This is a genomic window from Candidatus Liberimonas magnetica (assembly GCA_020523885.1).
GTDB lineage: Bacteria > Elusimicrobiota > Endomicrobiia > Endomicrobiales > JAFGIL01 > Liberimonas > Liberimonas magnetica.
Genome location: JAJAPY010000006.1, coordinates 56,599 through 69,182 on the forward strand (window position 1 = coordinate 56,599; position 12,584 = coordinate 69,182).

The 12,584-nt window shown below is 42.3% G+C and carries 14 protein-coding genes and 1 pseudogene; all 15 read right to left on the reverse strand.

Annotated features, from left to right (window positions below; translation table 11 throughout):
- Positions 1-125 precede the first annotated feature (125 nt).
- Positions 126-293, reverse strand: coding sequence for a hypothetical protein (locus LHV68_06250; protein MCB4791473.1), 168 nt, complete (start codon positions 291-293; stop codon positions 126-128).
- 80 nt (positions 294-373) lie between these two features.
- A complete protein-coding gene (locus LHV68_06255) occupies positions 374-3,439 on the reverse strand; it encodes a CusA/CzcA family heavy metal efflux RND transporter (protein ID MCB4791474.1) in 3,066 nt (1,021 codons plus the stop codon).
- 20 nt (positions 3,440-3,459) lie between these two features.
- The gene (locus LHV68_06260; protein ID MCB4791475.1) at positions 3,460-4,419 is read right to left on the reverse strand and encodes an efflux RND transporter periplasmic adaptor subunit; all 960 of its coding nucleotides are present in this window, start codon (positions 4,417-4,419) and stop codon (positions 3,460-3,462) included.
- 24 nt (positions 4,420-4,443) lie between these two features.
- On the reverse strand, positions 4,444-5,673 hold the full coding sequence (locus LHV68_06265) for a TolC family protein (protein MCB4791476.1): 1,230 nt from the start codon (positions 5,671-5,673) through the stop codon (positions 4,444-4,446).
- 111 nt (positions 5,674-5,784) lie between these two features.
- Positions 5,785-6,039 carry a hypothetical protein gene (locus LHV68_06270; protein ID MCB4791477.1) on the reverse strand — a complete coding sequence of 85 codons (255 nt, stop codon included), beginning with the start codon at positions 6,037-6,039 and terminating at the stop codon, positions 5,785-5,787.
- Positions 6,040-6,236: 197 nt separating this feature from the next.
- Positions 6,237-6,602, reverse strand: coding sequence for a response regulator (locus LHV68_06275; protein MCB4791478.1), 366 nt, complete (start codon positions 6,600-6,602; stop codon positions 6,237-6,239).
- Positions 6,603-6,624: 22 nt separating this feature from the next.
- Positions 6,625-7,437: a polyprenyl synthetase family protein gene (locus tag LHV68_06280; protein MCB4791479.1), complete on the reverse strand. Its 813-nt coding sequence runs from the start codon at positions 7,435-7,437 to the stop codon at positions 6,625-6,627.
- Positions 7,438-7,709: 272 nt separating this feature from the next.
- Positions 7,710-8,243 carry a hemerythrin domain-containing protein gene (locus tag LHV68_06285; protein MCB4791480.1) on the reverse strand — a complete coding sequence of 178 codons (534 nt, stop codon included), beginning with the start codon at positions 8,241-8,243 and terminating at the stop codon, positions 7,710-7,712.
- 54 nt (positions 8,244-8,297) lie between these two features.
- Positions 8,298-8,828 (reverse strand): annotated as a pseudogene (locus LHV68_06290) (Fe-Mn family superoxide dismutase).
- Positions 8,829-8,998: 170 nt separating this feature from the next.
- The gene (locus LHV68_06295; protein ID MCB4791481.1) at positions 8,999-9,904 is read right to left on the reverse strand and encodes an FAD-dependent oxidoreductase; all 906 of its coding nucleotides are present in this window, start codon (positions 9,902-9,904) and stop codon (positions 8,999-9,001) included.
- A gap of 11 nt (positions 9,905-9,915) precedes the next feature.
- Positions 9,916-10,152, reverse strand: a complete 237-nt coding sequence (locus tag LHV68_06300; protein MCB4791482.1) for a thioredoxin family protein — start codon at positions 10,150-10,152, stop codon at positions 9,916-9,918.
- 56 nt (positions 10,153-10,208) lie between these two features.
- Complete coding sequence (locus LHV68_06305; protein ID MCB4791483.1) at positions 10,209-10,862, reverse strand: phosphoribosyltransferase; 654 nt, start codon at positions 10,860-10,862, stop codon at positions 10,209-10,211.
- Between the two features lie 185 nt (positions 10,863-11,047).
- Positions 11,048-11,449: a hypothetical protein gene (locus LHV68_06310; protein MCB4791484.1), complete on the reverse strand. Its 402-nt coding sequence runs from the start codon at positions 11,447-11,449 to the stop codon at positions 11,048-11,050.
- A 100-nt stretch (positions 11,450-11,549) separates the two neighbouring features.
- Complete coding sequence (locus LHV68_06315; GenBank protein ID MCB4791485.1) at positions 11,550-11,990, reverse strand: ferritin-like domain-containing protein; 441 nt, start codon at positions 11,988-11,990, stop codon at positions 11,550-11,552.
- A gap of 136 nt (positions 11,991-12,126) precedes the next feature.
- Complete coding sequence (locus LHV68_06320) at positions 12,127-12,570, reverse strand: hypothetical protein (protein ID MCB4791486.1); 444 nt, start codon at positions 12,568-12,570, stop codon at positions 12,127-12,129.
- Positions 12,571-12,584: the final 14 nt, after the last annotated feature.

The window sequence follows — 12,584 nt, forward strand, 5'->3', positions numbered from 1 at the left end:
AACAGGACATGGAATTCGACACAAAATCCAGGCATTTTTGCGTCACAAAATAGTTTTCAAATACACAACGGTATTCTCAAACTATTTTGCTTAGCAAAAATACCCATCTTTTGCGTCTCGGTTCTTCATGCCTGTTGCAAAATCCGGGTTAATATCAATATCTTATGCGGCGCCGCAGGAGTTTCAAGCGGCCTGGCTTCAGTTTTAGCTTTTTCCAGGTGTTCAGGCAACTCCTGCCTGTCATGTTTCGGCTGTGCCGCCGCCTGCGCCGGCATCCTGCTTGCCGCTTTCATAAATAGATCCATCCCCAAAGAATCTCAAAATCCTGTCCCAAACAAAAAACTGAACCTCAATGAATGAAGTTCTGTTTATTTCATTCAACATCTTCTTCCTCAAACCAGCCGTAGAGCGCCGGTAATATCACCAGTGTAAGGCACAGCGAAGATATTAATCCGCCAAGCACCACAACAGCAAGCGGTTTCTGTATCTCAGAACCTGGCCCGTTTGCCCATAACAGCGGCAATAAGCCCAGCATTGCGGTTAAACTGGTCAAAAGCAACGGTCTTAAACGGATCTGGCAAGCTTGAAGCAAAGCGTCTTGTAAAACCAACCCCTGCTGTCTTAGCTGAATAATAAACGTTACCAGAATGGTTCCATTGCCTACCGCTATACCGAAAAGGGTAATGAAGCCTACGATAGCGGATACGCTCAGAGTTATACCAAAAATATACACAGCCAATATCCCGCCTACTAAAGCAAACGGAAGGTTCAAAATAACCAGAATTGCGGGTTTTATTGAACCAAATGCCGAAAAAAGAATGATAAAGATAAGCAGTATTACCAAAGGCACTACAAGCGCCAGTGTTTTCATGGCCCGCTCTTGGTTTTCAAACTGACCGCCCCATTCGATGAAATACCCTGATGGCAAGCCTTTTTCAATATTTTTTATCTTCGCTTTTGTTTCGGCAATAAAACTGCCCATATCCCTGCCGCGAACATTACACTCCAAAACAACCCGTCTCATACCATTCTCACGGCTTATCTGGTTAGGGGCTTTTACAAGGTTAATCTTTGCAAGCTGCGCTAACGGAATCCTTTGCCCTTCAGAATTTGATATCAGAAGGTTTTCAATAGATTTTTCGTTATTACGGCGATCTTCCGGAAAACGCACGCTTAAATTAAACCGCCGGTCCTCTTCATAAATCGTGCTTACTGTTTTTCCGCCAATCGCTGTTTCAATAACCTCGTTAACATCGCTTGCGTTTATGCCGTAACGGGCGATAGCAGCCCTGTCAATATCAATATCAAGCTGTAGAAACCCGGACACCTGCTCTACTTTAACATCAGCAGCGCCTTTAACGCCCATTACAACATGTTCTATTTCTTCGGCTTTTTCCGCCAACAACTCTAAATCATAACCAAAGACTTTTATAGCAACATCCGACCTGATACCGGATATAAGCTCGTTTACGCGCAGGGCTATAGGTTGAGAGAAATTCAATTTTAATCCAGGAATTACGCTCAGTTTTGCCTGCATTTTATCAATTAGCTTGCTCTTTGATTTAGCTTTCCAGTATTTTTTATCTTTTAGCATTATGAAAACATCGTTCTGTTCTGGGCCCATGGGATCTTCCGAAATCTCTGCCCTTCCGGTTTTTGTTACCACTGTGCTTACTTCAGGAAACTCCAATATTAGCTTTTCAACCATATTTCCTATCCTTACAGATTCATCTAGAGAAACTGTCGGGATCTTAACGATATTGAGCGCGATAGAACCTTCATCAAGATAGGGAAGAAACTCTGTGCCAACCAACCGGAAAAGGAACATTGATACAACAAAAACAATTACAGCCGCTGATACCGTTACTTTTTTGTATTCCATAGCCATTTTCAATAACGGGACATATCCCTTCTTTATCAGCTTTATTATTGTGCTGTCCTCTTCCTTATCATTTCCTCTAATAAACAGTGAACCCAAGATTGGTGTTACACAAAGCGCCACAACAAGCGAACCCACCATTGCGAACATCAATGTTAAAGCAAGAGGCTTAAACATTTTGCCTTCCACAGCCTGCAAGCTGAAAAGTGGTATAAAAACAAGAATAATAATGAGTATGGAAAACAATACTGGCCTTGCAACTTCAGATGTTGCTTCAATACAAATGGATACAATGTTTTTATCTTTCTTCTTTTCCGTAATATGCCTGAATATATTTTCTGCGATAACGATATTTGCGTCAGCTATTAAACCTATGGCTATCGCAAGCCCTCCTAAGGACATAAGATTTGCAGATAATCCTGCCCTATTCATCAAGATAAAACTTATTAGCACAGAAAACGGCAGGGAGAGGCATACTATACTTGCAGTACGGAAATCGCCGAGGAAAAGAAAGAGGACTAAAATGACTAGGATGCCGCCTTCCATCAACGCTTTGCTTACCGTATGAATACATGCCTTGATCAGTTCTGTCCTGTCGTAAAAAGGCTTTAATGTGATGCCTTTAGGCAGGCGGGCCTGTATCTTTTTTATTTCTTTTTTTACCAAATCCACCACATCTTTAGAGTTTGCGTCTTTAAGCATTATAACCATACCGCAAACCGCCTCGCCTTTTGCATCCCTTGTAGCTGCGCCCCAGCGGATCTCATGGCCAATTCCAACACTACCTATATCTTTTACATAAACAGGTGTGCCGCTATTGCTTGCCACAACTATGTTTTCAATATCAGCAACGGTTTTTATCAAACCATTGCCGCGAACAACTATCTGCTCCTGCCCTTTAATAATGTAATTTGCCGGGGCTGTGGAATTATTTTTGCTGAGCGCTTCTGTAACTTTTTCTAAAGTTACATCGTATTTCAGCAGCCTGTCCGGGTCCACTATTACCTCATACTTCTTTGCAAACCCGCCGAACGAGTTAATTTCGGTAGCTCCCGGGATAGAACGAAGCTGCGGCCGTATTACCCAGTCCTGCACGGTTCTCAGTTCAGTAAGGTCAGCCTTATCGCTTTCAAGCGTGTACTGGTATATTTCGCCAAGGCCTGTGCTTATAGGCCCCATTTCAGGTTCAAACCCTTGAGGCAGCGCCTCTTTTGCAATTTGGATTCTTTCAAAAACTACCTGTCTTGCAAAGTATATATCAGTATCATCTTTAAATACTACTACCACCTGCGAAAGCCCTGCTTTTGACAGAGACCGGATTGAGTTTACTTTCGGCAGGCCGTTCATCTCTTTTTCTAAAGGTGTGGATATCAACCTTTCCACTTCTTCAGGCGCCAGGCCCGGCGCTTGTGTCAAAATCATAACCTGCACATTGGTAACATCGGGGAATGCATCTATCGGCAGGTTCTTCCAGGCAACAATACCGCCGATAATAACAACTGCTGTCATGCAGAGCACTAAAAACCTCTGCTTAAATATAAATGCTATAAATGTATTCATAGAAATATTTCTCCAGTAATTTATTCTGCGCAGCCTTCGCCCATTTCAGCTTTAAGCAGCTCTGATTTTAGAAGAAAACTGCCTACAACTGCTATTTTGTCGCCGTGTTTTATCCCGGCAAGGACCTGAACATAGCCGTTATCCTCAAAACCGGGCTTTATCTCTCTGGCGATAAATTCCTTATCTCCATTTGACACAAAGACGATCGCTTTATCATCTACTTTTTGGACAGCCTCTTGCGAGACAGAAAGGAATTGACCTTCGCTGATAATTATTTTGCCGGTAACGAACATGCTGAATTTGAGCAGGTATCCGCTGTTGTCTATGTCCGCGCGCACTTTTATAGTTCTTGATTTCTCATCAACCCGTGGGGAAATAAAGACTATTTTGCCGGTGAATGTTTTGTCTGGATAGGCTAGGGACTTAACCTTTATCTTCTGTCCGACTTTTATCTTGCCCGCGTCTTTTTCATACACATCAAAGTTAGCGCTGATAACACCCAGGTCAGAGATACTAAAGCAGGAAGTAATCTCATCAACATGCTGGCCCTGGCTCACATTTACGGCTGTGACTATTCCGCTATAGGGTGAAACTATTTCGCTGGTTTCTTGAGCTTCCTTGATAGCACCTAAAACATCCCCCTGCTTAACCATATCATAATAGTTAACGTCTATCCTGGCTACTTCACCGGCAGCCTTAGGCATCAGGTGATATACTTTTTCAGTATCTTTTGCTATTTCTCCGGTAACGGACAAGGTTTCTTCCATACCGCGGTAAGCAGCGGTTTTTAACTCAAGTCCCATAGCTTTCCTTGACTCTTCGCTGACAGCTATCTTTGTATCCCGGCAAAGTTTACCCGCCTTTTCTTCATGCCCTGCGGCATCAGGGTGTTTTTCTTCTGTTGTAACTGTATTATTGCCGCAGCCGGCAACACTACCGACAAATAAAGCCATGATAATGAAGCTTGTTACTTTATTCATGACAGATCTCCTGTTTTTGTATATTTACATATCTTCATTTATTAGCCTCTCTATCAACGCAAGTTTTTTATTGTAATTAACAATAGCCTCATAGTAGCCCAGCTTGGTATTTCGCACGGTTTTTAAATTGTCCAGATAAGTTAAAAACTCCGCCTTGCCTTCTTTATATTGCAAACCAATCAAACTTTGTATTTCATTGGCTTCTTCGACATTCTTCTTTAACAAGCTGACCTGTTTAGCCGCGGATTCCGCTTCTATATATGCGTCATAAACACTGAGCTCCAACTGCTTTTTTAAGGAAACTACCTCGTTTTCGGTTTTATCAAGTTCAATCTCTTTTTCCTTGATGTTCCCGGTATTTATATTCCACAAAGGAAGCGAAAAACCCAGGCTTGCGCCCAATGTTTTGTTTTGTCCTTCCTGCGTTTGTATAACACCCAGGGTTGGAGTAGGCAGTTTTTCCTGCCGTGCCAGTTTAATGCCTTGCTTATTTAATTCCAACAGCGCGATCCTGGCCTTCAGCTCAGGATTCCCAGATAGCGCCTTTTGCATTAAAGCATCTTGCGTGAGCTTCTTATCAACAAAAGAAAGCTGTTCCTCAAGCATAAACTCGTAATCAACAGGTTTTCCGATCAGATAATTGAACTGAGCCTTTGCAACCCTGAACTCCTTTTGGGAAAGCTGCAATTCATTTTCAGCCCCAGAAAGTTCAATCTTTGCCCGTAACAGCTCATTGAGGTATATTGAACCTGAATTATACTTAACCTGAACACTGTCAAGCAGTTTTCTCACAAGGTCAAGATTCTCCCTGGCAATTTCATTTCTTTTTTTAAAAAGCAGAAGGTCATAATACCGCTCTTTTACTTCCAAAGAGATTTCCAGCCAGGTTGAAGATAGTTCTTCGCTTGCTATTGTGATAAGACCTTCAGCCATACTTTTGCGGCTCCCTCGCTTGCCGAATACTTCAATTTCCTGGTTTAAAGTAAGCTCATAACTACCGCTATCTTTGGACCAGGGATCAGACAAGTCCGTAGTTTTAAAATCCAAGGACGGATTTGGATAGGCTCTTGTCTGAACCAGCTTTGATTTGGCTATTTCCACGTTTTTTCTCGCATTAACCGTTTTAGTGTTATTGCCGCTTGTAATGGCTAATGCTTTTTTTAGAGTAATATAATCTTCAGCTCCACATAAGTTGTGGGACACAGTAAGGAACATAATTAAAAGAGCGCTTACTCGTAAGAATTTAGTAATCATAAAATACCTCTGGCGATATCTATAGCCAAGGTAGAACACCTTAGCTAAACAACCTACTTAGTAATTATAAACTTTGATTTATAACGATTTTACAGGTACTACAAGGAATACTTAGATGTTCTGTGGAGGATGTTCGATACTAAGAACAATTAGGGTTTTATAGAAATCGTCTTGAATAATGATGGCTTTTGAAACTGACAGATTCGGGCTGGGAATAGCCCCGTCAGTCGAGATAGTAATAATGTGCCCGGCCGAACAGCAGGCCATGCAATGATGAGAAAGGTCTTTGACAATGCAGTCATCACCACAGAATCCCAATGAAACAAATATAAAAAAAGATAAGACAATTAAATATATTATTTTCATAAAGTTATTTTGCCGGCATCTGCTCCCGCTTATATTATACCATAAAATATCAAAATATTTACTGTCTTTATTCCCCAATCCAGCCGAGTGCCTTTATCGGGTATCCATAATTTACGTCAAAATATCTGGATACCCGCTTACACAATTCGGGCATGACAGTCCCCAACGTGAGGATTAAGGTGCTTGCACGTAGAGCTTCATTTCCTGCGAATGCATACCTTAGAAAGCACAGCATCCCTGAGATAATCTACATTAAAAGGCTTAAGCAGGCAGTCTATTGCCCCTAAATGAAACGCTTCCATGGCTTTTTCCGCATCCTTATATGCAGTAATCATAACTACAGCTGTTTTTGCGTCAATTTCTTTTATTTCCTTAAGAAGCATTAACCCGTCTTTTCCCGGCAGGACTATGTCAAGCATGATAAGGTCAGGCTCATTAAGCACGAATAACCTCAGGACATCGTTTGAATTGTCTGTTACCGTAACCTCATGACCAAGACCTTCAAGCACAAACTTCAGGTACTCCAAAACAGTGATGTCGTCGTCTGCTACTAATATTTTCATTTTTTACCCCGCATATCCCGGGTTAAACCTGAACTTGCCTTGTCTTATATTGTAAAATATAATCGAGAAATTCCACCATTTTTAACTTATATATAGAAGGCGGAAGCGTTTTAACTTCGTTAACTGCCATTTGTTTTACACTTGCCAGGTCTGTTATTGTTAGGTTCAAATCCTTGTCTATGCTGTCATCAACCATCTGATAAAACATTCCTGAATAAACCCCAAAGTTAAAGATATTGTCAATAACCGCTTTATTTATATTTTCTGTGGCTGCATAGACAACCCCGGTGCAGCTAAACCCCATAAGCAGCCCTGTTTTCAGCCTTATCATCTTCAGGTAGCCCCTTTTATCCATGTTATTTTCCAGCTTCTCCATAAACTGGCCGTAACACATTTTGTTAATGACTTCCAAAAGGTTCCATGAAACTGACGGGTTAAAGGATTTACAAAGGATCTGCAGCGCCCTGCTATAAAGCATGTCCCCAAGCAAGACCGCCTCCCCCGGGCCATACTTTATATTTAAGGATACTTCGCCGCGCCTTTTTAGCTCTCCGTCAATAATATCGTCATGGACAAGGCTTGCAGTGTGTATAAGCTCAACAGCCACTGCAAAATCAAACAACCTGTTCATAGCGGAATTAGCGATTTTTTCTTTTAAGAGTATCTTTGCGGAGCTAAGAGCAAGAAACGGCCTCATGTATTTTGCCTTAGCGTTGAAGTAAGGCTCGATATACTGCCTTACCTCCTGCATGGCAATAACATGGCCTTTAACCAGGCTTTTTACCGCTTCAAGTTCTTCGTGTACAGGCTGATATATTGCGCTTAATCCGTCCATAAAACCTCAATAAACAAAAACTTACGGCTGAAGCCGGAGGCTTCTTTAATAACGCAGCCTACTGTGACTTCATTAATTTGATTTGACGGAATCCCTTTAGTGACTACATCATTTTGCCTTCATGAGCCTTCGCACAAGGCTTCGGCTCACACGTCCCCAGATTTCTGTATTGGGGCTTGTCCTCCGTAGTCCGCCATTGAATCTGTGGCGGACGAAGGATGGGTTTTCATGTCGCCTGTAATAATATTTTTCGCTCTAAACATGCCCTGTTCTCAAGGGGTAAATTTAGAGAGTTCATTGATACCCAGAGATTTTTCTATTTCTTCAACTTGACTGGCTACCTTTTTAAACCCGCCTTTTCCAAAAACTATTTCTTCTTCTTTCTCAAATTGTTCTGCCAATCCTGCATACTCATCAGGCGGAACGATGTTACGAAACGCCGGGAATAAAACAGTGTCTTCCTGGGCTTTATGCGGCCGGTACATATTAATAAAGGCACGCAGAGAACTTGCCAATCTGTTTTTATCCGGCGCATTTTGTTGAGCCTTTATAGCATAGGTTATTTTACGCCCTGCTTTATGCTGTTCTTCAAGGGCAGCTATCATATAAGCAAGATTGTTTGTTTTACGGAACCTGTCAAAAATATATTTTTCCTCAAGAACTTCATGGTAACCCTGGATAAAACTGCTGACAATATCGGTTGATTGGGAAAGAGGTTCAGCAGGAAACACCTCATTATTATTTATGCGCTTTATTATCTCTTCATAAATGAGCAGCAGCCGGCTGATAACGCCATGTTCACGCATGAGGTCCTCATTGGCTGAAATCAAAGTTCCTGTTTCCTCATTCGCTTTATCGAATCTTTTTTTGACTATAGCCCAATTCAGTTTCTTAAAGAAGCTCGCAATATATTTACCCCGGTCTATCTGGTAATCTGTCATATAAGCGTGTTCAAAGACATCCAGCACCGCCAGCGGCTTTGCAGCTGCGATTTGCCCTGTATCGTGTTCAGTGACCCATACATTTATAAGTTTCCCTGTACGCGGCTCCAGGCAGAGTATGGCCCAGCCTATCCCGCGCATTGCTGCAGTTGAAGTAAAATCCTTTTTCCAAAGCTCAAAACTTCCAAAACTCTCAGTTATATTCTCATACAAAGCGCTGCCTTCTTCCGGGCCGCCCGTCCCGCCCAGGTTTTCAAAATAATATTCATGCAGCAGCGCTCCGTTAAGTTCCCATCCCAGCCTGCGTTTTAATTCTGCGTATTCCGGAGTGTTATCCTTATTATTGGCAGCTAGAATGCCAAGCTTTTCTAAAATGGAATTAGTGTTTTTTACATACCCCTGGTAAAGCTTAAAGTGATTGTTCAACAGGGTATCGCTGAAACCTTCCATACCGAGTAAGACGGAAAAATCTTTCGCCTGAATAGAAGCCGCCGAATCAGCAGGCACTGTTTTAATACGGGGAGGCACTACTGCCAGCGCGCCCGTCCCTAAGAAAATGATTAGCAAAGCAGGTATAATTTTCCTATATTCTTTCATCCTAATCCTCCAGCCAGATTTTTTTAGTTGGCGCTGTTTATATAAGAAAAAGCTGCCAGGCTTGCTTTTGCGCCTTCCCCGCAGGCGACGATTATCTGTTTTGCCGGCACATCGGTTACATCCCCGGCGGCAAAAATACCCGGCACACTTGTCCTTGACCTGCAGTCAACTAATATCTCGTTTTTGTCATTCTTATTCACTATCTTAATAAAATCAGAGGAAGGCTCCGCCCCGACTTCAACAAAGACTCCTGCGACGCTTATATCCAGCCGGCTGCCGCCATGTTTTATTTTAACGCCCTTTACGAACCTGTCGCCGTATATTTCTTCCATAGTTGAACCTCTGTAAACCTCTACCCTGGAATTATTTATAACTTTATCCATTATGCCGGGGTCAGCTTTAAACGAGTCTTCTTTTTCAATTACGTAAACCTTGTTTGCTACATTTGAAAGCTGGACAACGGCGTCAAGCCCTGAATTTCCGCCTCCGACAACCGCGACATCCTTGCCCGCAAACAATGGAGCGTCACAGGTTGCGCAGTAGGCAACCCCTTTATTCCTGAATTCGTCTTCACCGGGTATGCCGAGTTTTTTGTGCGCCCTGCCAGTTGCTATGATTACTGTTTTTGTTTTATAATTAGCCTTGCCGGTTTTAATAGAGAAATGCCCCTCGTTGCCTTTTACGGCAGATTCTACTATTTCATTTTCTTGAATCTTTATTCTGTTCAGGTTTAACTGTTCTGTAAATTTATCTACAAGCTGCCGGCCCGTTACAAGCATATAGCCGGTATAATTTTCAATATTATTGGTCCAGAGAGTCTGGCCTCCAAGATCTTTTGAAATGACGATAAAATTCATTCGTTTCCTTGCCGCATATATGCCTGCGGTTATCCCGGCAGGGCCTGCTCCTAGAATGATAAGATCATACATTTATTTATCCTCTATTTAATATTTAATTCTTTCCAAAGTTCGGTTTCATTGAAACCAACAATAATCCTGCCGTCTATATCAATAACAGGCACAGCCATCTCCCCCGATTTTTCAATCATTTCCCGGGCTTTCTGGCTGTCTTTGCTTACATCTATATTTTCATATTCAATTTTATTTTCTGTTAAAAACTTCTTTAACGAATTACATGCCGGGCAACTGGGAGTTGAATAAATTTTTATATTAGGCATATTTTGTCCTTATCCTTTGCTGGAGGCGTTTCCCCGATACTCTGGCATACGGCCCTTTATTTTTTTATCAGCCTGGCGTCCTGCAGTGTCTCAACGACCTGCGCATCAGTCAGATCGTAAAACTCTTCATAAAACGCTGCGACTGCAAACGGAAGGGCGCTGCTGACCTGGACTGAGATAACCTTATCAACTTCTTCGGATATCACGGACAGTGAGTCCCTGTGTGCCACAGGCGTTGCCGCTATTATTTCTCCCGCGCCGCGTTTCCTGGCAAAACGCACAGCCCCAAGCATTGTATAACCAGTGGCCAGCCCGTCGTCCGTTATAACGACCGTGCGCTTTTCAAGGCCGGGGAACGGGCGTTTTCCCCTGTAAATCCTGTCTCTTCTAAGCACTTCCCTGTAAACCTCATTAACTATTCCGTCTATTTCTTCCCTGTTCACATACCCCTGATCAAGAAAATAGTCATTCAATATTACTTCTTTATCAAGGTTCACTACGCCAAAACCCGTCTGATCATTTGAGGGAATAGGAAGCTTCCTTACAGTTATAGGTTCAAGCGGACATTTGAGATAATCTGCGACAGGGTAACCAACTCCTATCCCGCCTCTTGGTATGCCTAAGACTAAGGGATCGGTTAGCTTAGCGCCTGATTTCCCGATTTTATCGGCTAATTTCCTGCCTGCATCTATCCTGTTTTTGAATAACATTTTTAGCCCCTCGATCAACCTTCGCGGCTGCAGCCCCCGCCCTTAACAAGTCACAAAATACCGCGTATGTTCTTGCCCAATCCCGGCAAAACCCAAAGCACCGTACGTTATTCCGCAAAAATGAGAATAGTGACGGCGCTTTACAGTTTCTCCCCCCAAGCCACAGAAAAACATAGTTTTTTGCATTATTTCGCAGATACAGGTTTTTCTGATTCCATAAGGCATTCTTTCCATTCTTTCGGGTTATTCATTTTCCATTCGTTGATTTGCCTCATAATTGATTCTTTTGTATCCATCATTTCAGGCATATTCTTCATTCCCTTCATCCCGCCCCTATCCATGGAACCATGCATTTTTCCCAGAGGCCCCATCTGGCACATACCGGCCATCGAGCCCATTTTACCATGATGCCCGCATGAGAGGCCGAACACTAAAACAAGCACGGCAAAAACATAAAGTATAATAGCCATAACTTTCCCAAAACCTGAAAGGCCTTTCGATGTATTTTCGTGCATTGAAGTCCAGGAACAAATATATCCCAAAGCTACCAGTACAACACTCAACAAAACTGCATGAAATATAAACATTGTAATTCCTCCATTATAGCCCAAAGTCTAACGTTCTAAGTCTTGGGCCGTACCTCGGCCTGTTGACTTAGCACATGGGACTTAGGACTGATTTACTTAGTTATATCCCTAGTAAAACAGAAAGCTCAGCAACATGTTCCTGCTCATCAACTATCACATGGCGGATATCGTGTTCCAGGGTCTCAAACTCATACTGCAGTTCTTTTTTACCGTCAACCACCTTCTGGTAGATCTGTTTATAGAAGTCAATGGCATCCTTTTCCCCTTTCAGGTTAACTTTAAGTATGTCTTTAAGTTCCCTGGCTAAGTGAGTTTCGGCAAGGCCCATCGAAGGTTCTCCTCCGAGGTAGTTGCCTATAAGGTTCCTGAATTTTTCTTCGTGGCTTTTTTCATCAGAGGCTATTTCATTCAACCTTTCAATTAATTTCTCTGCGTTCTCTCCTTTGATTAACTCAGCATGGGACAGGTACTGTATCCTTGCAGCATGCTCCAGTTCCAGGGCTTTGTTCAACATTTTAATCAACTCTTCTTTAATGTTCATTTTTTTACCTCCGTTATTTATCACTTTTTTGTTTTGTTTTTTATGGATTCCGGCTTACTACTTGCCGGAATGACATCACTTTTTGCTTTCATCTTTTTTCATTGATCTTTGGACATTATTGTTTAATTTATACTGCTTATAAATCCACTTCGCTCATCCATGCTCCGTGGATATTGCATTTCTCGATCGTCGTAAACTTGCCGTTGTCTACCTTTAAATGAAGCCCTATAGCGGGGTTCATCTTTTCAGGCGACAAGTAGGTCCTCGAAATATATTTTTTGTCTATATAGCAGTCGATATACATTATGAAATGCTCCGGCAGCATCGGGTGAGTTATTTCGCCTACCTTTATATTGACATCCGTGCAGCCGTCAGGTATTAGTTTACACTGCTTCTTAACGATTATCTGCGGTATATGCTTCCTGTTTGTTTCGAGTTTCTCCGTTTTATCGCTCGGCTCTACTATGGCATCTGCTTTTTCATCGAATGATTTCTTAGGAGCGCTGCAAACAGGGCATTTCTCCGGAGCACTCCCGTCAATAGCTATAAACCCGCATACTGAACACACAATTCCTTTCATATTAATGCCTCCTT

What these genes read in the sequence shown, in the direction of transcription:
- LHV68_06250 (MCB4791473.1), bottom strand. Translation starts at nt 293, where the DNA reads ATGAAAGCGGCAAGCAGGATGCCGGCGCAGGCGGCGGCACAGCCGAAA.
- LHV68_06255 (MCB4791474.1), bottom strand. Translation starts at nt 3,439, where the DNA reads ATGAATACATTTATAGCATTTATATTTAAGCAGAGGTTTTTAGTGCTC.
- LHV68_06260 (MCB4791475.1), bottom strand. Translation starts at nt 4,419, where the DNA reads ATGAATAAAGTAACAAGCTTCATTATCATGGCTTTATTTGTCGGTAGT.
- LHV68_06265 (MCB4791476.1), bottom strand. Translation starts at nt 5,673, where the DNA reads ATGATTACTAAATTCTTACGAGTAAGCGCTCTTTTAATTATGTTCCTT.
- LHV68_06270 (MCB4791477.1), bottom strand. Translation starts at nt 6,039, where the DNA reads ATGAAAATAATATATTTAATTGTCTTATCTTTTTTTATATTTGTTTCA.
- LHV68_06275 (MCB4791478.1), bottom strand. Translation starts at nt 6,602, where the DNA reads ATGAAAATATTAGTAGCAGACGACGACATCACTGTTTTGGAGTACCTG.
- LHV68_06280 (MCB4791479.1), bottom strand. Translation starts at nt 7,437, where the DNA reads ATGGACGGATTAAGCGCAATATATCAGCCTGTACACGAAGAACTTGAA.
- LHV68_06285 (MCB4791480.1), bottom strand. Translation starts at nt 8,243, where the DNA reads ATGCGTGAACATGGCGTTATCAGCCGGCTGCTGCTCATTTATGAAGAG.
- LHV68_06295 (MCB4791481.1), bottom strand. Translation starts at nt 9,904, where the DNA reads ATGTATGATCTTATCATTCTAGGAGCAGGCCCTGCCGGGATAACCGCA.
- LHV68_06300 (MCB4791482.1), bottom strand. Translation starts at nt 10,152, where the DNA reads ATGCCTAATATAAAAATTTATTCAACTCCCAGTTGCCCGGCATGTAAT.
- LHV68_06305 (MCB4791483.1), bottom strand. Translation starts at nt 10,862, where the DNA reads ATGTTATTCAAAAACAGGATAGATGCAGGCAGGAAATTAGCCGATAAA.
- LHV68_06310 (MCB4791484.1), bottom strand. Translation starts at nt 11,449, where the DNA reads ATGTTTATATTTCATGCAGTTTTGTTGAGTGTTGTACTGGTAGCTTTG.
- LHV68_06315 (MCB4791485.1), bottom strand. Translation starts at nt 11,990, where the DNA reads ATGAACATTAAAGAAGAGTTGATTAAAATGTTGAACAAAGCCCTGGAA.
- LHV68_06320 (MCB4791486.1), bottom strand. Translation starts at nt 12,570, where the DNA reads ATGAAAGGAATTGTGTGTTCAGTATGCGGGTTTATAGCTATTGACGGG.